The organism is Pseudooceanicola nanhaiensis (assembly GCF_020171315.1).
GTDB lineage: Bacteria > Pseudomonadota > Alphaproteobacteria > Rhodobacterales > Rhodobacteraceae > Pseudooceanicola > Pseudooceanicola nanhaiensis_A.
Genome location: NZ_JAIUZP010000008.1, coordinates 196,863 through 222,417 on the forward strand (window position 1 = coordinate 196,863; position 25,555 = coordinate 222,417).

Genomic DNA, 25,555 nt, shown 5'->3' on the forward strand with positions numbered 1-25,555 from the left:
GCTCTGCTCTGTGGCCGCTCGGGTCATCGACAGCAGGGCGCGCGGTCCCCCGGGGAGGCCGCGCGCCCTGTCGTGTGTCGTGCCGGTCCGTGCCGTCAAGCCGTCACTCCGCTGCGATCAGGGGCAAGGTGACGGGGCCTTCTAGCATCAGGCGCTGCACCTCGGCGGCGCTGAGGCTGCGGTCGTACCAGGCGACCTCGTCCAGCAGACCGTCGAAGTGATCGCCGAGCGACGGGTCGCCGGAGCCGTGCCCATGCCCGGACCCACGACCATGCCCGCGCGACTGTTCCCAGGCGGCCCCGATGGCGATGGCACTGGTCATGCCGGTCAGCCCGCCGGTGTGGCCGTCGCTGGCAACAAGCGCCCCGTCGACATAGAGGTTGAGCCCGCCAGCCCCCCAGCTGAGCGCCACATGGGCCCAGCTGTCGCGGGTCAGTGCCGGGCCATCCAGCGTCACCTCGGCGGTGCCGTCGTCGAAGGCCAGCCGCAGCACGCCATCCTCGAGCGAGAGCGTCATGCCGGTGCCATCCGGGCCGAAGACCGAGACGAGGCCGCCATCGGCGCGCCGGTCCGCGGGATTGACCCAGAGCTGCAGCGTACCCTCGGCGGTCATGAAGGCCGCGTCCTGACCGACCAGCACAGCGGTGTCGTCGCGATCCTCGAACCGCAGCGAGGTGCCGCTGTCGGGCGTTGCGCCCGGGCCGCTCTCGACAGTCGCCGCACCGCAGCCGTCGTCGCTGACCCAGGTGCCGTCCTGCGGCACGCCCGCCACATCGTGCAGCACGCTGCCCGAGGTCTCGTCGAAGGTCAGCTGCAGCACGGGCTGGACCACCTCGGTCTCGATCGCGACCTGAAGCGGGCCCGCCACGGCGATCACCTCGCCGCCATGGGCATAGAGCCGCAGCCCGTCCTCGGGCATCAGCGCATCCCATTCGCCCAGCAGGGTCAGCGTCTCGGCGGCGCCGCCAACCAGCACGGCCGGGGCCCCGCCGGTAAGCAGCGCAAGATCGCCGGGCGCAAGGCTCGTGGGCAGCTCGGAGCCGGAGCCTACGACAAGGCCCACGGTGCCGTCGCCATAGTCGATCCGCTCGATGCCGCTCACGCTCTGCGCACTGCCGCCCGCCAGCGGGGTCAGGATCAGGGCGTCGCCCGCCGTGTCATAGGCATAGTCGACCGGCGCGCCCGCGACACCTGCCGCCGGCAGGATGCGACCGCAGACCTCGAAGAAGCGGGCCATCGGGCTGTCCTCGATGAAGAGAGACAGCGCCTCGGCCCCGAACTGGGTGCCGTGGATCGCCAGTTCGTCCATCTTTCCGTCAAAGCCGTCGCGCACCTGCGTCGTGCCATGATGACCGGTCTCGCTGACAACGCCGCCCAGCATCAGCGCGCCGGTGTTCTCCGCCAGACCGGCGGTGTAGCCGGCGTCGGAGGCCACCAGAACGCCATCGACGTAGAGCTGCAGGCCCTCCGCGCCCCAGCTCACCGCCACATGGGCCCAGGCCTTGCTGGCCAGCACATCGCAGGCCTCAAGCGTCACCTCGCCCGCGGCGGTCACCATGGTGAGGGTCAGATCGCCCTTGTCATGGACCAGCGAGAAGAGGTTGCTGCCGTCGGATTTCATCAGCAGTGTCTCGTCCCGGGCGCTGGTTTCCGGGCGCACCCAGACCTGCAGCGTGCCCTCGTCCAGCGCCATCGCCGCGGTGTGGTCGAAGACGAGCGCCTCGTTGCGGTGGAAGTCGATGCCGGTCTGCGGATCGAAGCCCGCCTCCGCCACCGGCCCCGTATCGTCGAGATCCGCGTGATGCGTGCCCGTGACCTGACCCGTCAGGCCGCCGATCCGGTCGGTGACGATGTCGCCCGAGGTTTCGTTGAAGTCCCAGTAGGCCGTGGGCGCGACCGTGGGCAGGCCCAGACGGTCCTCGCCGCTGCCCCCCTCGATCACATTGGCCCCGCCGAGGCCGGACAGCCAGTCGTCGCCGTCATCGCCCGACAGCACGTCGTCCTGCGGCGAGCCGATGATCGTATCGTCACCCGCACCGCCGGTGATCGTGGCCAGACCGCTGCCCGCGACAAGCAGGTCGTTGCCGTCGTTGCCTTCCAGCTCGGTCGGCAGGGTGATCGTGCCGTCGACGACGATCCGGTCGTCACCGCCAACGCCCATCATCCAGACGCGGGTGATGTCGGAGGCGAGGAAGTAATCGAGGCTGTCGGTCCCGCCCGGCAGTTTCAGCGCGCTGAAACTGGGGGACTCGGGCAGCGCCGGATCGGTGGTCAGGGCCCAGACCGTCTGGGCCTGCTGACCGCTCACGCCGACCGCGTCCAGACCGATCACCGCATCGCGGCCGCCGATCTCTGCCTCCAGCCGCAGGCTGGCGGTACTTGCCCCCACCGGCAGGGCATAGTCGAAGCTGGCTCCCGTGGCATCGAAGCTCTGACCGCTCATCTCGCTGACGAAGGCATCCAGCCCGTCGTCGTAAAGGAAACTGTCGAGCAGAACCTCGGCCCCGCCATTGACGGTGAGGTAGAGCATGAGGCTGTCCGGGTGGCGCCCGCCGTCGAAGCCATGGCGGCTGCCGCCGTCGTCGGCAAAGAGGCTGAGCGACAGGACCGCGTTCTGCAGCCCGGCAAAATCCAGCACCACGGGACCGGCGTCCTCGGCCCGGCTGGTCAGTTCCAACGCGCCGCCGAGGTCGTCGAAGCCCTCCTGCGGGCCGGTGACGATGGCGGGATCGAGCGGTGCCTCGACAAGGGCCGGACGCAGGCCGCTGACGGTCGCGCCCGTGACCTCGACCCGTTCGGCACCCGAGGTGAAATCGCTCACGATGCGCAGCTCGAAGGGCCCCGTCAGGCCGAGCGCGTCGAGATCGTAGCCGAGCGTTGCGCCCTCCGCGCCGAAGCTCTGCCCGCTGGTGCCGACAAAGAGCTGATCGGCCGCGTTCACCTCGAAGGTGTCGAGGGTGATCACGCTGCCATCGGCCATGACGAGTTCCACCGTGAGGCTGTCCGCCCCGCGTTCGCCCGGACCCTCGAAAGTTTCGCGCCCTTGTGCGGCGGTCCGGATGTCGAAGCTGAAGGTCAGCGCCTCCAGCCCGGTCGGATCGCCTGCCGTAAAGCTCAGGCTGTCGCTGTGCGGGCCCTTCAGATCGCCCTCGTCCTCGCGGCCCGGGCTGTGCGACCCGCCACCCGACGACCGGCCACAGCCACAGACCTCGCCCTCTGCCTGTTGCAGCAGGTAGACCAGTTCCGGCGCCAGTTCTGAGGGGTCGAGTTCGCGCAGCTTGAAGACCTCGTCCTCGTTGGTGCCGATAACGCCCAGGGTGCCATCGTCATCGACGAAGATCCCCGACAGGAAGACCTGCGTCACCGCCGTGGCCACGCCGCCGTCGTCATCCTCGAGCGTGAGGATCACGTCATAGATGTTCGGATCGGCATAATCGTGGTCGAAGCTGAAGCTGCGCAGGCCGGCAACCCCGATGGAGAGCGTCTCGACCGTGCCATCGCCCCAGTCGATCGTGACCCGGTGCGCGTCGAGCGTGCCCGCGTCGCTGAAATCGGCCAGCACGGTCACGGTTTCGCCCGGCAGCACGTTGCCCGGCACCTCTGCGTTGTTGGAGACCGCGGTAAAGACCGGCGCGGCATTGGTCACCGTCACCTCGACCTCCGCGCTCGCGGTGCCGAGGTCGTCATCCTCCAGCGCCAGCGAGATGGTGAAGACGCCCACCGGCCCGTCCACGCTTGTGGTGTCGGAGAGGTGGTCATCGTCGAGATAGCGGTGCACGGCCGAAAACTCACGCTGCCCCGGCAGGATCGCCAGCGTCGTGGTGCCCGAGCCATCGCCCCAGTCGATATGCAGCAGGTGAGTGTCGCCGAGGCTGGCATCCGTCACCGTGCCGGTGATCTCGACGGTGCCGTCCTCCGTGATCTCGGTCGCGCTCAGCAACACGGGCACGTAGTCGTAGATCGGCGCGCCGCCGCTGTCGGTGCCGGTCTGCACGCGGATCGGCAGGAAGCCCGGCGCCACGTTCTCGACCTCGACACTTGTCGTCACCATGGCAGAGCTGTCGCCCTCGTCATCGGTCGCCACCGCGCTGATCGTGTAGCGGCCAAGGCTGTCGCTCAGGGCGACGGAGCCCGGCCCGTCGTTGTCGTCGTAGACATGGGTCGCCACGAAGGTGCGGCTGGCGGCATCGACGGTGACCACCTCTGGGGTGGAGCCATCGCCCCAGTCGATCAGCACCTCGTGGGTGTCCGTGACGCCCGGATCGGTCAGGATGCCGGTCAGGGTGACGGCCTCGCCCTCGTCGATGCGCGCCTGATCGGTGGCCAGCACGGTGATCGTGGGCGCGACGTTGGTGATCAGGGCCTCGATCGTGGCCTCCGCCCCGGTGCCGCCGTCGTCATCCGTCGGGGTCACCCGCACGGTATAGCTGCCATCCTCGTCATAGACGTGTTCGAAGGTCAGCAGGCTTTCGCCCGCCGCCAGCAGCAGGCTGTCCGAGGTGCCATCGCCCCAGTCAACCAGCACGGTGACGCTGTCCTCGACCCCGGGATCGGTGATGGCGACACTCAGCGTCGCGGCGGCCCCTTCCGCAGCCGTCGGCAGCGAGAGGCTGGTGACCTCGGGGGCCACGTTCTGCACCGTGATCTCCACCGGCGCGGCGATCCATGCGCCGTCCTCGTCGACCGCGGTCGCCGTGACGTCGAAGGTGCCATTGTCGGCAAAGGCCCGGCTGACGGTCGGGGCGGCCCCGTCCACGCGTTCGGGCGCGGTGCCATCGCCCCAGTCGACCAGCCAGTAGTCCACCACGTCGTCCCCGGCGTCGCTGGCCGAGAGCGAGAGCGTCGCGGCACTGCCTTCGTCGACGGTCTGGACCGCGGGCGTCACGCTGAGGACCGGCGGGGCGTTCAGCACCTCGTAGCTGGTCACCACCTCGGTGGTGTCCTCGCCATCGGAGACGAGCACCCGCAGGCTCAGCACGCCATCGTCGGTGTGATAGGACGCCGGGATGACGATCGAGGTCGCGGTGGTGTTCTCCACCTCGCCCGCATCGAGGAAGTCGCCGTCGTCGTTCAGGTCGTAGGAGAAGAGCAGCCCCTCCAGCGTCGAGGGGTTGAGGTCCGACCACGCGGGATCGAAGACCGAAAGCACGTCGACGCGGGCGGTCTCGCCCTCCTCGATGGTGGCCCCGGTGACGGCGCTGACTCCGATGGTGGCCTCGGGCGCGGTGTTCGTCACCGTCAGCTGGGCCGTGGCCGTGATCGTCGCGCCGTTCAGCACAGGCCCGACCGCCAGCACGCCGTAGGAACCGTCGTCGGTGATGCCGAGGGCCTGAAGCGCGCTCCAGCTGATCGGCGCGGCGATCCCGATCTGGGTGTCGTATGTCCCGTCGTCGTTGGTGTCGAGGTAGACTGCCACGCTCGACAGGTCGATCGCCACGTCGGAGGTCAGCGCCAGTTCGAGGTCATCGCCCTCCGCGATGACCGGCGCCGCATCGTCAAAGGCCAGCGTGGCCGCGGTTGCCTGAAGCGATACGCTCGCCGTGTCGATGCCGACGGCGGAATCCTCGTCCACGCCAGTGACGGTGATCGTTCTGGAGGAGACCACGTTGACATAGGTGTGGCTTGCCGTTTCGGTGCCCGCCCCGAAGGTTTCGAGCGTGCCATCGCCCCAGTTCACCGTCCATTCCACGATCCGGTCGTCACCGGGATCGTAGGCGTCGAAGGTGATCGTGTAGGGTTGCCCCAGATCGGCCACGCCGGACCCCGGGGAGACGGTCACGACAGGTGCCGTGTTCTGCACCGTCAGTTCCATGGAGGCGATGCTCTCGCCCTCGTCATTCTCGGCCCGCACCGCGATCGGGTAGAGCCCGTCATCGGTGATCCCGAGGCTCTGCAACGCCGCCCAGTCGGACAGCACCAGCTGCCAGGTTTCCACGGCGCCGCTGGTCGAGACATAGCTCGCCACCGCATCCTCGAAGAGCCCGTCGCCGTCGATGTCGAAGACCGGCGCGCCGATGAGGCCGCTGCCGTTGGGGGTGATCTCGAGCGTCAGCGTCACGCCCTGCCCTTCGCGGGTCGTCGTGGCGCCGACAAAGGCGATCTCTGGCGGGGCGAAGGTCAGCCGCTCCTCGAAGGTGCCATAGGTGAAGCGCCCGGCCCCGTCGGACTGGAAGCTGCCCGAGGCGGCCGTGCCCTGCTGGTCAAAGACCGTCGTTCCCGGCGCAATGCGGATCACGTCGCCCGGCAGCGTCGTGGGCGCGTCGCCTTGAAGGTCTAGCGCCTCGATCAGCGGATCGACGGCACTGGCCTGAACCTCGGCCACGTCGCGGCCCGCGCCGCCGTCCAGCTGCAGCCGCTGGCCGCTGCCGGTCTGGGTCACGATGATCCGGTCGGCATTGCCGCCCGTGTCCACGGTCAACTCGCCATCGCTGCGCGTCGCGCGCAGTTCCACCGTATCCTCGCCCGCGCCGGTCCGCACCTTGGTGCCCCCGGTGGTGAAGCTGCCCGCCGTCGTGTCCGTCGTATCCTTCGCCACGAGGTCCAACAGCGTGACCACATCCGCCCCCGCGCCGGTGTCGATGGAGACCTGCGCCACCTCGTCCCCGGGCCGGTTCACCAGCGTGATCAGGTCATCGCCCGAGGCGGTTTCCAGCCCGAGCGCCACCATGCTCTCGAATTCGGTCACCTGCACCAGCGGCTCGACATAGGTGTCCTCGATCACGTAGCGCGCGATGCCGCCCGCCTCCGTCCCGTCGCCGAGGCTGCCGAGATAGGCCACCGGGGTCACCCCGTCCGGCAGGGTGGTGATGATCAGCTCGCTCGGGGCGTCCAGCCCCTCGTTGCCGCCGGTCAGGTTGCGCAGCACCTGCACGAAGAGCAGCTCGCCGGTCCGTTCGCCGTTCTCCTGCAGGGCCTGGAAGACCGCGATGGCATCGCTGTCGGCCCCGGTGACGAAGACGAAATCCCCGCTCGGAGAGGTCTTCACATCGCTCGGGGCGGTCATGCCCTTCACCCCGTCCGCGCCGCTCTCCAGCACGTCCACAAGGGTTAGCCCCGTGGCGGCGTCATAGGTCAGCGACAACAGGCGGTTCTGCGTCGAGGAGGTGACATAGAGCGCCCCGACCCCGTCGGTGGCGATGTCCGTGGCACCGGACAGCTCCGGCAGGGCAAGGCTGTGGAGCAGCGCGAGGCTGGCCGTATCGAAGACCGACACCGCACCGTCATCGGCCACGAAGAGCAGGCTGCCATCCGCGCTGAAGGCCACATCGCTGGCGCCGGAGGTCGTGGAGGCCAGTTCCATCCCGACCGCCCCGGTGCCGCTGAGGTTCAGCACGGCCATGCCGCCGCTGCCGTAGACCAGCACGCCATTGCCATCCGGCATCACCACGAGGCCCTCGGCATCGAAGGAGATCGCGTTGAGCGCGCTCTTCGCAGCGACTTCGACCAGATCTCCCCCGTCCTGCGTGCGGAAGGTCACCACGTCCAGGGCACCGCCGCTGCCCTCTGCGAGCGCATAGAGGTAATCGTTGCCATTGATGCGCGCCGTGGCGATGTCCTTCAGACCGCCGAGCGAGCTGGTGTCGAACCCGTCCTTCAGAATCTGCCGCTGCGAGCCATCGGCGTTCATGACAACGATCGCGTCCTGCACGAGGTCCGCGCCGTAAAGCACTGTCGCATCGGTATTTGCCGCCAGTTCCGCAATCCCCGGCACCTGCACCGGCGTCACGGTCTGCCCCGGCAGCCGCACGCCCAGTTCCAGCACGTCGTTGTCCGCCGCAAGGATCGCATTGTGCAGCACTTCGCCGGTGCGCGCCTCGATGTCCGCCTCATCCGCATCGCCGAAGAAGGCGAGGTTCACCGCGAGGGTCGACACCGATTCCGAGACCAGCGTCGCCCAGACCTGCCCGGCCCCCAGCGTCGCGATGGCCGCGTCGCCCGTCCCGGTGGACAGCGCGTCGTAGTTGTTGCCCGCCGTCCCGGTGACCGAGAGGCTGAGCGCCGGCATCGCCAGCGAGACGGAGCTGAGGTTGACCAGCAGCACCGCATCGTAGCCGTCGTAATCGTCCTCGCCATCGGCGCCGCCGTCGCTGTTGGGCATCCGGTCAAGCCGGATCATCGCCGCCAGCGTGTTGTTGGCAAGCGTGAAGGTCGTGCCGCTCTGATCGGCAAGCGCCTGCATCACGTCCGCCGCGGTCAGCCCCTCCATGATGCCATAGACATCCGCGCCGCCGTCGATGCCCGCGATCAGCGGGGTCGAGACGGTGGTGGTGTAGACGTCGTTCGTGGCCACGGCCCCGGCGTAGGTCTCGACGCTGGCCGTCACGTCGTCGATCGCGCCGCTGTCGCCCGCGTCGGGCGCCGTGCCGTTGAAGGCGATGTCATGACTGGAGAGGACGAAGCGCCCGGTGCCACCCGCCGTGCCGCCGGTGCCGCCCGCGGCATTCACCACCGCGTTGTTGCTCTCGCCCACGATCACCGTGGCCGCAAGGCGGACCGTACCGCCCGCGCCGCCGCCGCCGATGCCGCCGGCCCCGCCGTCACCCCCGGTGCCGCCGTCGCCCCCGGTGCCGCCGTCGCCGCCTTCACCGCCATTGCCGCCGCCGCCGCTCGTGGTCGGATCGTTGGCTTCCTCGCCGTCGGGGTTGAAGCCTTCGCCCCCGGTGGCGCCCTCGGCGCCCGCGTTGCCCGTGGTGACCGCGTTGCCCCCGGCCGCGCTGAAGGCCCCGCCGTAAAGCGTCAGGCGCCCGGCCGCGACCACCTGGAAGGCCCCGCCCCCGGCGCCGCCTGCGGTCCCGGTGCCGCCAGTCCCCCCGTTGCCGCCTTCACCGCCGCTGCCGCCGCCTTCGCCACCGCCGCCACTGCCGCCGCTGTCGAACCAACCGGCCCCGCCGCCGCCGCCGCCGCCACCGCCGCCGCCACCGCCGCCGCCACCGCCGCCACCGCCGCGCTGACCGCCGCCGCCGCCGCCGCCCGCGCCGCCACCGGACAGGCCGTTGCCCGTCACCGTGTTGCTGCCGCCGGTGCCGCTGTCGCCGAAATCACCATTGGTCCCGTTATCGCCGCGCTCGCCGGCCTCCCCGGCCCCACCGGCCTCGGCATTGGAGGCATCGAAGGTCTTGCCGTCCGAGCCCTCGCCACTGCTGCCACCGCCGCCGCGGGTGCCGCCAGACCCGGCCGTACTGGCCGTGTAGCCGCGCGTGCCGCCGGTGCCGCCTTCGCCGCCGTTGATCCCGTCGCCGCCTGCGGTGCCGCTGGTCCCGACGCCGCCGCTCGTGCCCGAGGTCCCGCTGGAGCCACTGCTGCCGCTTTCGCCATTCTCCCCGCCGTGGTTGGTGGTGAACGTGGACGCGCCGCCGGCACCGCCATCCCCGCCGCCACCGCCGGAGCCCTCGCTGCCGCCAGAGCCGCCGCTCGTGCCGCCCGTGCCGCCGGCCCCGTAGGTGCCACCGCCCGCACCGGCCGTCTGGCCATCGGCCGAGGCCGTCATGACGACATTGGCGCCGATGCTCACGTCGTTGGAGACGTTGAGGGAGACGCCGTAGGTGCCCACGAACTTCAGCGTCACCTGCCCGGTGATCGAGAGATCGCCGTTGATCGAGATTTGGCGCACGTTGTTCGTCACGGCGCCGAAGGTCAGCAGGTTGTTCGTCACCGTGACGCCGCCCCAGCTGACGGTCCCATTGGTGCTGTTGATGGTCACCGTGCGCGCCGTGTCGCTGTGGATCGACATGGTGGTCACGCTGCCGCCATCGGCCAGCCCGGTACCGCTCAGCCCCTCGATCTGCTCGACCTCGATATTGTCGATGCTGCCGCCGCCGGTGTCGATCACCAGCGTCTGGAGCCCGGTCAGACCGGCGCCGATCTGCGACAGGCTGGTATAGGTCTCCTCGGTCCCGTTGACGAAGAGCGCCGTCAGGGTGACGCCCGTCCCGCCCGTCACGTCGAGATCGTAGAGCGCGAAGGCATCGCCGATATCCGTCGCGGAGGCGCCAGCGCTGCGCAGCACCAGTTTCTGCCCGTCGGCGGTGGTGACCGCGCGGCTGCCGGTTGTGGTCGCGGTCATCACTCCCGGCGTCGTCATCCGCGCCGCGGCCGCCGACACGCTGTCGAGGACCGAATAGACGTAGAACCCGTCCTCGCTGTAATAGCCGTTGGTCGAGGCCGGCAGTGCCGAGAAGTCGATCACCGTGTCATAGTTGTCGAACTGGCTGAACTGGTCGAAGGTCGCCACCCCGAGGCCCGAGCGCAGCTCGACCCGGTTGCCGTCGATCATGCCGGTGATCGGGGCTGCCCCCTCGGTCCGGATCAGCAGCGTATCCGCGCCGGTGCCGCCCAGAATGCGCACCAGATCCGCCCCGCCGGAGGCGATGATATCCACGTCCGCGCTTGCCGGGAGGGTCACGTCGCGGACCGAGATCATCTCGCCGTCGGTCTGGGTCCAGGCCACGCCGCCCGCCGTATAGGCGGAATTGTCCACCAGCAGCGTCTCCACATCCAGCGCCAGCTGGGTGAAATCCGTATCGCCCGGGAAGCCGGTGATCTCGATCAGGGCGGTGTCTTCCTCGTCCCCGCCGATGATCTGGGTGCTTTCCACCGCCGAGATCGCGCGCAGCACGAAGCTGTCGTCGCCCGCGCCGCCGTCCAGCGTGACCCGCGTCGCATCGAAGGCCTGCACGAGGCTGCCGCCCACGTCCGCGCGGCTGTCCACGGTGAAGCTGTCGTTGTGGCTGCCCAGCAGGACCTCGGCCGCCTCGATCCCGGCAAAGAAGATATCGCCCTGGGTCAGGAAGGCCGTGTCGGTGACCGAGATCGTCCCGGTGCCCGCGCCCTGCGCCCCCGCCGCGGTATCGGCCGGGTCGATCCCGCCGCCGGTCAGGCTGCCGGTGATCTGGGCGGTCTGCGCCGACAGGTCGAGGATGAGGCTGTCCGTCGCCCCGTCGGTCTGGGTGCCGCGGACAGAAACCGCAGCGGCGCTGCCGGTGACCGTCATCGTGTCGATCCCGGTGCCGAGGTCGACCGAGACCGGCGCATCGGCGCCCATCAGCAGGACACGGTCGTTGCCGCCGTTCATCTGCATGGTCACCGCCGTCGGCGTGCCGAGGATCGTCACGCTGTCGTCGGAATTCGACAGGTCGATCTCGATCGCCTCGAAGGCCTCGAAGCGGGTTTCGGCCGGATCGCCGAAGAGCACGCCGACGCCGTCATCCTCGGCCATGGTGAGCGAGGTCGCGCTGTCGGGCGCGATCACGATGGAATCCTCGCCCGCACCGCCGATCAGCTCCAGCGGGGCGGTGATGTCGGTCATGCTGCCCCCGAAGGTCAGCAGGTCCGCCCCGGCGCCGAGGTCGATGGTCGTCGTCCCGTCGAGGCCGGCAACGGTGAAGCGGTCGTCGCCCCCGCCTGTGCGGATCTCGATCTCCTCGATCGCGTTGTAGCGCAGCCCGACGGTGGCATCGGGCGTCTCGCCGTCGGCGGCGCCCATGCCGAGGCCGGACAGCCCTACAACCCCGCCGAAGAGGTCCAGCGCGGCCTCGGTCGCGCCATCGGCGCTGTCGTCCACCAGCAGGCTGTCGGTGCCCGCGTCGCCATAGAGCCGCAGCCGGCCCGAGAGCGCATCGACCGATCCGCCGGAGCCGACGGTCACGCTATTGTCGCCCGCACCAAGGTCGAAGCGGGTCTCGGTGCCTGCGGGCGTGCCGGTCACGGTGACCGAGTCATTGCCGCTGCCAAGCGCCGTTTCGATGCTGCCGATGCCCTCGTGGGTCACCTGTCCGGCCATGCGGAAGCCGCTGATCACGCCGGTGGTCGCCCCCGAGAGCCCGGCGCTGCCGGCAAGTGCGCCGGTCTCGCCCGTGGCGTCGAGGAGAACGCTGTCATCCCCGTCCTCGTCCCGGATGGCGATCGTGGCCAGCACCCCGCGCAGGGTGCCGCCCGTGGCGCCCGAGGGCGTGGCGAGGGAGCCGATGAAGACGCTGTCGGTGCCGCCGCCGGTCAGGATTTCCGTGGCCGAGGTCGCGCCGCGCAGGGCGATGGCCTCGCTGCCCGTGCCGCCCCGGATCTGGACCAGCGTCCCGGTAAGCGTGCCATAGAAGGCGCCCTCGTAGGACAGGCCGGAATCCGCGATGGCGAGGCCGAAGCTCAGCGTGACGGTATCCCCCTGCACAAGCGCGGTTGGGTCCATGTGGAAATCATCGCCTGCCGTCAGGCTCACATCCCCCACAAGGGCGCGGACAGAGGCCCCGGCCCCCAGCACCAGATCGTCGAGCTGATCGGCGCCCGAAGTGTTATCGGCGGCGATGATGACGATATCGCCTTCGTAGGAGAGGATCGTTCCCAGCCCCAGACCATCGTCGAGGTCGGTGATCACGATATCGCCCTGCGCCTCGGCGTCGAGGGTGGCGGTGCCGGTCTCGATCTCCAGCGGATCATCGGCGGCGCCAATGCTGCCGCCGGTCGAAGTCAGGTCCACATGCAGGCCCGCGATGTCGAGGCCCGCGCCGTCGCCGTCGCTGATCGTGCCGCCCGCGCGCAGCAGCACATCGCCGGAGCGCGCCTCCAGCAGGCCGATCTCGATCCCGTCCAGTTCGGAGAGATACATGTTGGTGCCGGCGCTTGCGGAGAGGCGCTCTGCCGCGAGCGACAGCGGCAGCGTCGGGCTGCCGATGGCGGTGCCGGCGGTGAGGGTCACATCCGGCGCGGTGAGCGTAGCGCCCGCCGTTTCCTGAACGATCGCTCCGGCCGTGGCCGTGATCGTGGCGCTGCCGAGCGGGGTGAAGATATCGTCGGAGATCCGCACGTCGCCGAGCGTCGAGGTGATGACGATATCGGTCGCGCCCTGTTCGGCCGCGGTGGAATAGCTGAAGCCCGACCGGTCGCCCGCGGTGATCGAGATATTGGCGTTGAAGTTGCTCAGCTCGTTCCAGGTGTCGATCTCGGACAGCCGCAGGTCATGGGCCGTCTCGTTCACAACCGTGACCCGGTCGAAGGTGGTCTGGAAGATGAACTCGGGCGTGCCCTTGAGTACGGCGCTGCCGTTGCTGCCGCTGTCATGGCTGCTGGCCACGATGTCGAAGGTGATCGACCCGGCCAGCGTGCCGTCGTTGATCACGTCGTCCACGGTCCAGACCCCGCCCGACAGCGTCGCGTCGATGTCGCCGAAGATGGTCTTGGTGCCATCGGCGGCGATGAACAGCTCGGGGCTGATCGGGCCCAGCATGGTCACGGTGGAATTGAAGTCGATCTGGCGGTCGTAGCCGATGGTCTTCGACTCGGACTCGTTGGCGAAGTCGAGCAGGACGTCCCCGCTGGTGTGCGCCCGGGTCGTCAGGCTGTCGCTGGTATCGGCATAGCTCTGCACCAGCAGGTCGCGGGTGCGGATCTCACCCCCCGAGGCGGTGGTCACATCGGTGGTGCCGGTGAAGGTCGTGGTGCTGATGGCGTCGGTGGCCACCTGCAGGAAGCCGTCGGTGTTCACCTCGGCTTTGGAACCGACGTCCACGTCCTCCTGCCGGGCCTGCAGGTTCACCGCGCTTTCGCCCATCAGGAGGGTGCCGGCGGCGACGGTGACATCCACGTTCAGCGTGGCGTTCACCTTGGCATCCGACAGCGTGCCCGAGATCACCGCATCGGTGTCGCCATAGGTCTCGGCGTCGGCCTCCAGCTCAAGGCTGCGCGCCTTGATCGACACGGTGTCGCCGCTGATCTCGACGCCCTGTTCCAGCGCGGTCAGGGCGGTGTCGGTCACCGTCAAATCCGCGGTGGCCTGCGCGGCGGCGCCCACGGCGGTGCCCTTGGTCTCGGTGTCGACAATGGTATCGGAGGTCACCTGCGCATCGGCCAGCACGTCGCCCGCCGCGGTCACGGCGCTGTTGCGCCCGAAGAGAATGCGCGCCGTATCCGTCGCCGTCCCGCCGGAATAGCCCAGCGAGATATCGACCACGCCCGCGCCCTGCCCCTCGGAACTCGACTCCGCCGTGGTATCGGCCTTGGCGAGGATATCGACACTGCCGCTCGCGGCGTTCAGCTCCGCGCCGAGGGCCGAGGCATCGCCCTCTTCCTCGCCGAGGATCACCTCGGCGGTATTCTCGATCTCGAAGGTCGGGCTGTTCACCCCGATGGCGATGATGCCCACGGTGATGTTGGTATCGCCCGCGTCCACGGTGGTGTCGACGGTGCTCACGGCCTGCAGCAGCAGCGCCGCCTGCGTGCCGTCAGTGCCGGTGGCGGTCAGGATGGCGCCGTCCTCCACCAGAACCTCGGCCCCGGTCTCCACGAAGCCCAGGATGCTGACCCCCGTGCCCGCGATCACGCCGCCCGCCGAGGGCGAGGCGCTGATCTCGGTCGTGACGTCGTTGGAGGCGAGGACAGCGATGCCGTTGCCGGTGACCTGGGCGCCCTGCCCGATGCGGGTCCGCGCCTTGCCGGTCAGGTCGGTCTTGCCGAACATCAGGCCCACCGCCGCCAGCCCGAAGGCCGCGCCGTCGAGGTTGACCACCACGTCGGCGATGCTCTCGGCCTCGACGGTGACATCGCCGCCCGCCGTGACCACGGCATCTTCGCCCACGATCGCCTCGGCATCGCCCGAGATCGTGACGAAGCCGAAGCCCGCCGCGCCGCCGAAGGCACCGATCCCGAGGGAGAAGGCCATCGCCGCATCGCGGTTGCCGCGCGGCTCGACCGTCACGTCGCGCAGCGAGGTCAGCGTGACATCGCCCGAGGCGCCGACGCCGGCATTGTCCCCGATGGCCGCGATGGTGCCCACGTCCAGATCGGCCACCGCCACCGCGCCCGGCACGGCCGCGAGGCCCGACACCGCGACCGAGACCAGCAGCAGGCCATAATCCACATCCGCATCCGCGGTGACGCTGATCGTGGCAAAGCCCGAGGCCACGTCCCCGGACCCGCCGCCGGAGCTGTCGATGCCGGTGCCCGCGCTGTCCGGGCTGGCCCCCAGAAGCGCCATCACCCGCGTGTCGTCGTTCACCACGGCCACGCCGCCCGCCACCGAGACGAAGCCCGAAAGGGCCCCCGCCGCCGCGGTCACCTTGACCGATCCGCCATAGGCGGCGTCGAGGCTGAGCGTGCCGTTGCCGGTGCCCACCAGTTGCACGGCCGGCGCCGCATAGGCCGCCACATCCGCATCCACGTTGAGAATGCCAAGCCCCACGCCGAAGCCCGCGGCCCCCACGCCTGCACCGCCGGCGTTGGCCTCCTGCGTCAGCCCCTGCCGCGCGTCGAGGTCGACGTTGCGGGCGGTGACGATGGCGCTGTCCTTGATCGTGGCCTTGGTGCCCGCGGTGATCGCCGCCGGATCGCTGTCCGTCATGGCCGCAGAGCCGAGGCCCGTCGCCCCGTCGGCAGCGGCGCGCGTGCGGGCCGAATTGCCGATGTCCGCGCTGCCGGTCAGCAGCCGGTGCTCCGTGCCCGTGGCCCCGGCAAGGCCGAAGTCGATGGCAATCCCCGCCATGGCATCGGCATGGGTTTGCGCCAGCTGCACCCTGTCGGGATCGCTGTCGTCCACGATCACGAAGTAGCTCTGCCCGCTGACCAGCCCGTCCATCGCGGTGCCGCTGCCCGCGTCATAGACTACCACGTCGCCGGTGGAGAGGTCGAGATCGCCGGACAGCGTCAGCGTATCCGCCGCAGCATCCACCGCCGCCACATCTGCCGGATCGAAGGGATCGGAGCCCGCCTCGGCCTCCACTGCCTCGCCCACGAGGCCCGAAAGCGCCTCCTCGAAGTAATCGGACATGCTCTGGTCGCCGGTGTCGAGGGCCGAGCCCTCGGTGCCCTCGTCGTTCTCGTACTCCGGGGCGAAATTGCCGCCGATGGAATAGACGATCACGCCGCCGCCGATGCCCACGTTGCCCGCGCCGAAGCCGATGGTGACGCTGTTCACTTCCCAGTCCGCAAGGGCGTTCACGTCCACCGTGGTGCCCGCGCGCACCTTGGAGGTGCCGCCGATGGAGGCGTTCACGTCGTTGCGGATGATCCCCACATCGACCGAGGCCCCGATGCCCGCCGCCGTGATCCCCACGCCGAGGGAGCCCGCGACCGAGAGCATTTCCAGCACGTTGATCGCCGAGACGTTCACGTCGCCCTGCGGCGCGGCGAGGATCTGGTTGATCTCGGCATCCTCGACCTTGGCCGTGGTGTCGCTGTCGATGACGCTGACGTTGACCGCACCGGCCACGCCGACCGCCTGCCCGCCTGCCGCACTGGCGGCGATGTTCAGAACCGTCTCGGCGCTGTCGGCCAGCACCGCGACACCGCGGATCGACCCGCGGGCATACCCGTCGCTGCCCTCTTCGCCGGTGGGAATGTCCTCCAGCGCGGCCGGGCTGCTGCCCTGCGCCTCGATGGCCGCCCCGCCCGAGATCTCGGCGTTGGTGGTCTTGGTGATGAAGGTCATCCCGAAGGCCCCCGCACCGCCGCCGCTGCCAAGGCCGATGCCCACGGCCCCGCCCACGGAATAGGTCTCGGTCAGGTCACGCGCCAGCACGAGGACGCTGCCCTCGGCGGCGACGGCCACGTTGCCGGTGATCAGCGCCTCCGTCGTGGTGTCGATGACGAGCGCCGAGGCCGACCCCGCGATGGCAAAGCCGCCGCTGCCCGCGATCCCTGCGCCCACGCCGATCATCCGGCCCTCGGCCAGGGCCTGCACCAGCACGTCGCCCCGCGCCCCGATGGCCGTCAGCTCCGATCCGCCGCTGATCTTTGCCGTGGTGGTGCCCATGAGGACGGGCACCGCAACCGCCGGCGTGACCGAACCGCCGCCGGAGCCCGCAAGCCCCGCGCTGACGCCGACCATCGAGTAATCCCGCCCGGCGGTGACGATCACGTCCTGCTGGCCCGAGCCGGTGGTTTCGGTGTTGATCTGCGCCCCGGCCTCGATCTCGGCCCTTGTATCGACGTCATGTACGCCAAGCGCCGCCGCCACGGCCACGCCTGCCCCCGAGGAGAAGGCCGCCCCGGCCCCCACGAGCACCATGTCGGTGTCGGAGACGGCGGTGACGATCACGCCCTTTTCCACCGCGGTTTCGGGCTGACGCCCTTCGCCCGCGAAAAGCCCGGTGCCATCCAGATCGTCGTTGTCGATCAGGGGCATCCCGCCGCTGGAGAGCGCCTGAACGCTGTGGCTGTCATCCGCCGCGCCGCCAAGGTCGCTCAGGTCAAGGATGCCGGTTCCGTCGAGCGCGTCCTGCCGGGTTTCGGCCAGCTGGAACTCGGTCGCGCTGACGCGGATCGCATAATAGCGCGCGCCGTTCTCCAGCCCGCCGATGCGGGTGGGTTCCGCGAGGTAGACCACCTCCTGCCCGGTTTCGAAGCCATGGGCCGCCTCGGCGGTGATCACGTCGCTGGCCATGTCCACGGCGCTGGTGGCGAACTCGGCCGAGGACCCTTCGGCCTGACCGTCGATCTTGCGCAGCGTGTGGCTGGACGAGCCGGTGTTCACCACCGGGGAGAGCAGCGCGCCGGTTTCGGCATCAGCCAGACGCAGCGTGTCCGCGTCGACGCGGACAACCGCGTAGACGGTGCCGCTTTCGAGGCCGGTCATGGCACTATCAGCCTCGTAAAGCACGAGGTCGCCGGTGATCAGATCGTGATCCGACCCGGTGGTGATCTGCCCGCCCGAAACGGCGGATGCGGCGAAGGTGATCGGCGACGGCTCCCCGAAGGTGCCGGTCAGCGCCTCGATGCCTGCGCCCGCGGCCTCGGCATTCACCTTGGCACCGGCAGAGATCACCGCCTCGGTGGTCTTGTTCAGCACGCCGAAGCCCGCCGCGACGCCCACGCCTGCGGTGCTGAGCCCGATCCCGACAGAGCCGGAGACCTGATCGCCGTCGGTGATGTCATCGGCCGAGACCAGCACGTTGTTGCCCGCCGTCACCTCGGCCCCCTCGCCGATCACGGCGGTGGTGGTCAGGTTCATGACGCCCACGCCCGCGGTGCCCGCGACGCCGGTGGTGGCCCCGCCGCCCACGGCCAGCGACAGCGCCAGCACGTTCTCGGAGCCGCGGGCCACGACAGAAGTGTTGCCGGTGGTGGAGGTTGCCGCGTTGGCCCCGATCCACGCCTTGGTCCGCCGGGTGACGGAGCCGACGTCGACGCCAAGCCCCACGCCCACCTTGCCCGCCCCAAGCGCCCCGGCCACGCCGGTCAGGACAAGCGCGCTGCGCGTCAGGATGGAGAGGTCCGCGCCGCTTTCGATCAGGCCCGCGGCGCCCTCTGCGACGCCCTCGACATAGGCCTCGGCAGTGTCATCGACCACGGTCACCGTGGCCGAGCCCGACCCGGAGCTACCGGTGCTGATCGAGCCGCCGACCGCGATGTTCATCAACTGCTGGTCGGATTCCGCCTGGATCACCACGCCGCGGCGGGTGTCGCCGAAGACATCCTCGCCGCCCGCGAGGGAGACATCGCCCTCGCCTGCGGAGAGCGTGGCCGCGCCATCCACGAAGGCGCGGGTGCGGTTCACCACGGTCAGCGAGGAGATCGAGCCGCCGAAGGCCGCCTTGCCCGAGACCGAGATATTGCCCGCAATGATGGTGACATCGGTCTCGTTCTCGGCCGAGACCCAGATATCGCCCGTGGCAGAGACATCCGCCGCGCCGTCGATCTTGGCCGTGACCGTGTTGTTCACCACGCCGACCGAGAGCGAGCCCGCGACCGAGAGGTCCTTGGAGCCCGCAAGACCGATGGTCAGCGCCTCGATCCGGGCCGCCTCGACCGCGCGCACGGTCACCGATTGCGCATCCGCCCCGCCCGCGCCCGCCGCGACGGTGGCGCTGTCGATCTGGGCCGTCAGGTCGTTGGCGATGAAGTTGGCAGAGATGCCCGCCCCGACGCCCGTGGCGCCCTTGGCGATGCCCGCCCCGCCGGACAGGGCCCGGATGGTGGAGCTGTCCGTGGCGGTGACCGCCACGCTGCCGTCCGCGGTGACGGTGGTGGTGTCGCCCTCGATGCTGGCCTCGGCATCCACGAGGACGCCGTTGATCGCCAGCGACGCCCCCACGGCGAGGTCCCCGCCGATGGCACCGCCCACGGCGGCAGAGGAGATCTTGCCGTCGAGGAGAGCATCCTCCTCGCTCGACACGGCGGCGACGGTCAGGTCGCTGTCCGCGCCGGTCAGCGTCAGGGTGGAGCCGCCATCGACCCGCGCCCGGATCGTCTGGTTCACCTGGTTCCAGCCGAGCGCCGCCCCGAAGGCCTGCGACCCGGTGCCGATGCCGAAGGCCCCGGCGACGGACTGGATGACGGAATCGTCCTGCGCCTGCACCGTCACGGCGCCGCCGCTGGTGACATCCGCATTGCTGATGATGGCCGAAACCGCGTGGGCCTCGGGATCGTCGGCATCGGGGAAGATCGCCGGATCGGTGGAGAGAATGTTGACCGCGATGGTCACCGCGCCCGCCGTCCCCTGCCCGGTGGAGACCCCGGCAGAGACCGCGACAGACCGGATCGCGTTGTCGTTCAGCGCCAGCACGTCGAGCGTGCCGTCGGAGGTGACGGAGGCGCGGCTGTCGGTGCCGTAAACGCCTGCCTCGGTCGTGCCCGAGATCTGGTTGAAGGCCACGGCCCCGCCAAAGCCCGTCTGGCCGGAGAAGCTGGCCCCGCCGCCGATGACCAGCATTTCCGAGCCATTCTCGGCCCGGATCAGGATGTCGCCGTCCTTGTCGGTGCCACCTTCAAGCGCGCTCAGCGTGGCGTTGCGGGCGTAGGCGCGGGTTTCGTCCACGATCCGGTTCACGGCGATGGAGCCCGCGAAGGCCCGCCCGTTGGAGGAGGTGTTGACCGACAGCGCGATGGAGAAGGCATAGAGCCGCCCGTCCCGCAGGGCGAAAATCTCGATATCCGGGCTGCCCGCGATGCCCGTGCCCGTGTCGGTGGACAGCAGCGTGGCCTCCTCGACATAGGCCAGCGTGGTGGCGGCGCTCTGGTTCAGGGAGAAGGTGCCGCCGACGGCGGTGGAACTGCCGCCGGTCTTGTTCAGGTTCAGAGAGGCGCCGCCCGTGGCGCTGATCAGGGCGGTGTCGTCCTCGGCCTTGATCCGCGCGGTGCCGGTGGTGACCGTGCCCGCGTCGTGGATATAGGCCAGCGTCTCGTCGGTGATGAAGCTGAAGCCGAAGGCGCCGGAGATGCCGAAGCCGCCCTTGGCATCGGTGGATTTCACGCTGTCGGCCGAGTCATCGGGCAGCGAGGCGCCGCCGGTGGCATCCTGTTCCGTGCCCGCCGCGTCGGGTTTGGGCGCGGTGGTGACCCCGCCCGCGATGGCGAAGGACCAGACAGAGCCGGTGTTCTCTGCGTCGATCTCCAGCGTGTCCACCGTGATGGTGGAGCTGGCAGCCACCGCATCCTCTGCCGCGTCGGGGGCGAGGCCGATGAAGGCCGCGGTGCTGCGTTCGATGACGTTCAGCGCCGCCGAGATGCCGATCGAGGTGCCGCCCTCGCCCTGCGTGACGGAGCCCGCGATGCCGATGTGCAGGATGTCGGAGGTCGCATCCACATCCAGCTCATCCGCGGTGATGGTGACCGCCTTGCCCTCGCTGGTGGCAAAGCCTGCCCAGACCTCGGAGAGATGCACGTTGCCATAGCCGGAGCCGGCGAAGTTCAGCGTCGCCTCCTTGCCGGTCTCGCCGCCCGAATTGGCCAGCCCCAGCACGAAGACATCCTCGCGCGCCTTCAGCACGAGAACGCCCGCCGCCACCGCGGCCCCGCCCTCGACGATGGCCTTGGTCTTGTTGTCCATGTAGTTGACGAGGATGCCCCCGCCGAGCGCCTTGCCCGAGCTCTTGCCGAAAGAGGCAAAGAGGCTGCGGTTGAACGTGTCCGCCGCGCTCTTCTTCTGGAAGGCCAGCTTGCGGATCATCACTTCGGGCGAGAAGAAGGTCGTGTTGCCGGTCTGGTGCAGCATCTCGACCGTGGTGCTGGCCGTGATCTCCACGTCACCCGGATCGGAGGCCGCGCCGTCCTGGTTGATCCGGGCGCCGTCCTTCACGGTGGTCAGCGCCTGATTGAGGTAGACATTGACCGAGACCGAGCCGTTGACGGAGGTGGCATCGCTGCCGCCCTTGCTGTCGCCCGCCACGGCCTTGGACCATGAGTTGAAGAGCGTGGTCAGCCCGAAGGCCTCGTTGAAGAAGCCCGACAGCCCCGCCAGACCGCCGCCGAAGAGCTGCTCCGGGTCGATCAGGTCAGTCAGTTCCTTGATGAAGGGATAGCTGAGGTCGCTGCTGATGGTGATCTGGCCCGCCGCATCCAGCGCGGCCCCGCCGCCGATCACCGTCTCCACGTCGTTGTCCATGATCAGGACCGCGATGCCGAGCGCGGTGGAATTCCCGCCGCCGTCCTCGCTCTTCTGCGAGGTCAGGCTGGCGGTGGCGCCGATGGTGTGGCTCTGCGTGATGGCCGAGGCCACCGTCAGGTCGGTGTCGCTGTCGAGGTTGGCGCTGTCCAGCCCGACAAGGGTGCTGACCTTGTGTTCGGCGTAGTTCACCGCCACGGCCCCGGCGACCGAGACATCGTTGACCGTGGACTTGTCCTTGCCCATGCTCTCCAGCTTCTTGTCCACCTCCTGCGCCTTCGTGGGAGAGAAGGCGTTGAACCCGCCAAGCAGAAGCGTCAGCTGCGCGTCGCTGGAGGTGCCCACATCGGTGGCGCTGAAGGGGTTGAAGGGCGAGCCCACGGAGGGCGCCGAGGTGACCTTGTTGGTGGCGTCGAGGCTGGCGGAGATGTTGATGCCGGTGTCGAGGGCCTTGTCGCTCAGCGTATGTCCGAAGCCCGCACCGGCGCTGTCGATCGTGATCGCCGTCGCATCCTCGGCCAGTTCCGGCTCTGCCACGAGGCGGAAGGTATTCGCATCCTCCACCACGATGCCGTAGGTGCCGCCGTCCACGAGGCCCGAAACCGCCTTGTCCGGCGTCTCGATCAGCACCTCGGTCGGATTTCCGGCGGCGTCATAGCGGGTGAGCGGTTCGAAGGTGGTGACGCTGTGATCGGTCGAATAGACCACCACGTCGCCGGTGACATAGCCATGGCCCGCCACGGTGAACGTGTCGTGATCCCCGTCCACGGCGGTTTCCGCGTCAAAGACCACCCGATCGGCCTCGTAGACGAAGCCATGCAGGTTCGCGCCCGGTGCCGCGTCGAAATCGGCCAGCTCGCCGGTTGGCGCGCCCAACACGTCAAGCTTGAGCAGCTGGAAGTGATCGGCGTCGATCAGCTGCACCTCGTAGCCGATGCTCTCATCCAGCCCGACGAGGGCATTCTCGCTCAGCCCGCCGGTGGTGTAATAGACCGTCTCGCCATCGGCAAAGCCGTGATCCTTGACCGCGAAGGTGTCGGTATCCGCATTGATCGCCCCCAGCACAAGGTCGAAGCTGGCCCCGTTGGATCCGATGAAGCTGTGGCTGCCGAGGGCAGCACCCTGTGCGATCTCCACCACGGTGTCGCCGCTGTCGCCCAGTGCCTGCAGCTGGAAGCTCACGTCATCGGCGTTCAACACCCGGTAGGTCGCGCCGTCGGTCAGGCCGGTGATCGCCGTATTGCCGTTGGCCTCGTAGACCACGGTCACCTCGACCTCCTCCTCGGCGAGGCCATGGTCGACGTAGCGGATCGTATCCGCGTCGCTGTCGATGGCATCCAGCGCGAAATAGAGGCTGTCGGCGGTGATGAAACTGTGCTGCGACCCGGCATTCACACTCGCGTTGTCCACGTCGAGCGCCGGGGCAAGCGTCAGCTGGATCGTGTCCTCGTCCACCACGCGGACGTAATAATCGGCCCCGTCTTCCAGCCCGCCGGGCGCGGCGGCGAAATCGGTGAGCGGCGTCCAGCCAAGGCTGTAGGTGACGCGCTGCCCCTCGTGGAACCCATGCCCCGGCATGGAAATGGTCGAATCCGCCGTGTTCACGGAGAGGCTGTCGAACGAGCTGGAGCCGCTGCCGCCGCCCGCGCCCTCGGCGCTGCCTGCCGCGTAGACGGTGCCGTCCACGATGTTTTCCACGGTCGAGAAGTCGAAGCCCATGCCGAGCGTCACACCCGCCACGCCCTGCACGGCCAGCGTCACGCTGGCGGCGGCGGTGGTGTTGTTCACCCCGTCGGCGAGGATGTTCACGTTGCCCGCGGTCGAGGCGATGGAGGCGTCGGAACCGAGGCGCGTGCGCGCCGTCAGGTCGGTATTGGCAATGGCCACGGCGATGGAGGTGCCATCCCCGCTGAAATTCGAGGTGTCCAGCAGCACGTCCAGCACGTTGGACGCGGTGGAGGTCATGTTCGCCGTCGTGGTCGCCAGCGAGGTCACCTGGACCGAACCCACGGCGTCGATGTCGGTGGCGCCCATCAGCAGGGTCTGGGCATTGCCCTCGGCCCTTGCATAGCCGAGCGCGGCCTGGAAGCTGCCGCCGATGGCGCCGCGCAGCGAGGACAGCGCCTTGGCCGTCGCGTCGCTGGTGGCCGAACTGTCGAGCGAGACCGTGCCGGTGGCATCGATGTCCGCGTCGTTGAGCGTCAGGAAGGCCTCGCCTGCGTGGATCGCAACAGAGGCGTTGATGCCCGCGAAGGCCGAGATCAGCGTGTCGGAGAGGCTGCCCAGCAGGGTGCCGATATTGCCGACGAAACCCTCGATGTAGTTCGGCAGGCCCTCCAGCAGGTCGAAATCCTTGGCGGTGGCGGTGACGGTCACATCCGCACCGCTGATGCTGGCGCCGCTCAGGTCCACCTCGGCCCGCGCAAAGGCGTAATCCAGCGGCAGGTCGAAGGTGATCAGCAGCTCGTCGAGGCTCTGAAGCACGCCTTCCGCCGCGATGGTGACATTGCCCGCCTCCGATCCGGCCCCGGTGCCGCGCGCCGCATCCAGCGTGCTGCCCGGCCCGGCCTTCACGGTCAGGCCCTTGAGCGTGATCTCTCCCGAGGCCGCCCCGTCGCGCCGCGTCGAAAGCGTCACGTCCGCGCCCACCGAGGCCACGGTCGCCGTCACCGCGTCGCCCTGCCCGGCCACGGCAAAGCTGACGCTGTCGCCCACCGCATAGCCCGTTCCGCCATCGGTCAGCGAGACATGAACCACGCCCTCCGCATCGACGTAGAGATCCGCCGTCATGCCGCTGCCGGTGCCGCCGCTGGCGGCCACGTCGGCAAAGCTGCTGTCCGCCGTCCAGCCGGAGGGGCGCGCGATCTCGCCCAATGTCGTGCCGATCAGCACGCCTTCCGCGTCAAGCGAAATGCCGCCCGGCGCGGTCAGGTCCCCTTCGACGCGGATGATGTCGGTGCCGCTGCCCCCAATGACTTCAAGCGCCCCGTCAAAGGCGCTGTCCAGACCCTCGATGGTCAGCTCGTCATCACCGTCGCCCAGGTCGATGATCAGCGTCTCGGTGGGGTTGATGAAGGTGGGGCTCTCGAAGCTGGCGTTCAGCGCCTCCAGCACGGAATAGCCCGAGGCCGTCGCATCGCGCAGCACCGCGATATTGTCGGCCGAGGTCACGTTCAGCCCCGCCGGATCGAAGCCGATGAGAGACAGGTCGAGCCGCAGTTCCGCGGTCATCGTGTCGATGGTCACCGGTTCCAGCCCGGCATAGTCGAGCCGTACGCCGCCCGCCATGACATAGCCCGACTGCGGACCCGTGGCACCGAAGGTCAGCTGATCCACCACGTTGCCGGTCACGATCAGGCTGTCATAGCCATCGTCGCCGCCATCTACGAGCGAGACACCGCTTTCCAGATCGACGGTGAACGTGTCCTCCGTCCCCGCCGAGCCGACGAGTTCCTCCACCTCGCCGAAGGAGAGCGTGACATTGCCCGCGATGACGCTGCCCGCGCCGCTGGCGTCCGCGTCCCAATCCGCATCCTCGCCGGTGTCCAGCACGAGGCGGTCGGTCCCGGCGCCGCCGATGAAGCTGATCCGGGGCACCGAATAGCCCGCGAAGCTGCCCGTGTTCAGGGTCAGGGTCTCGTCCCCGTCCCCGCCGGTGATCTCCAGCGCGCCGAGATCGGTCAGGTCGGCCTCTGCGAGGATGGTCTCGCCATCAGGCGCGGTCTCGACGATCTGGACAAGGCGCAGCGCCTCCGTCTGGGCGGCGATCCTGTCGCTCTGGTCCAGCATCCGGATCAGGACCTGCTGGCTCGCGCCCGCGAGGTCTGTCGACCCGAGGTCGAAGGTCAGCACATCTGCAGACAGCAGGTGGCGGGGTTCCAGCGTATCGAAAAGCAATGCCGGGAACAGGCTGTCCCGGCTCGGTTGGATGCCCATGCGACTCTCCCCCGTCAAGAATATGGCAGCGGGCCAAGGCCCTCGAAAATCAAGCACACCCTTCCTGATGCCCCCAAAAGGAGAGCGGTGCGCCTGTATACCGTAACAACTTATTGGTGTCCGGATACTGCAAACATGGCCGACTTCCGTCGAAAAGTGACGCAAGGGAATTTTCGGTCTGGAAATCAGGAATTTGCATCGACAGATTTCTGAGTTTGAAATCGCGAAACCGTGCCAAGCGCGTCTTCAACGACGCGTGTCAGGCGAATCATTGAGAGAATCGCCATAGATAGCGCCCTCTCGTTGCAGGCGTAT

General features: G+C 69.1%; 1 protein-coding gene. It reads right to left on the minus strand.

What is annotated here, in order from left to right; translation table 11 throughout:
• Positions 1 to 103 precede the first annotated feature (103 nt).
• A complete protein-coding gene (locus LCM32_RS15080; protein WP_224822001.1) occupies positions 104 to 25,240 on the minus strand; it encodes a LamG-like jellyroll fold domain-containing protein in 25,137 nt (8,378 codons plus the stop codon).
• Between the last annotated feature and the right edge of the window lie 315 nt (positions 25,241 to 25,555).

Excerpts from the sequence above, each read along its gene's own strand:
- LCM32_RS15080 (WP_224822001.1), bottom strand. The coding sequence starts at position 25,240 with ATGGGCATCCAACCGAGCCGGGACAGCCTGTTCCCGGCATTGCTTTTC.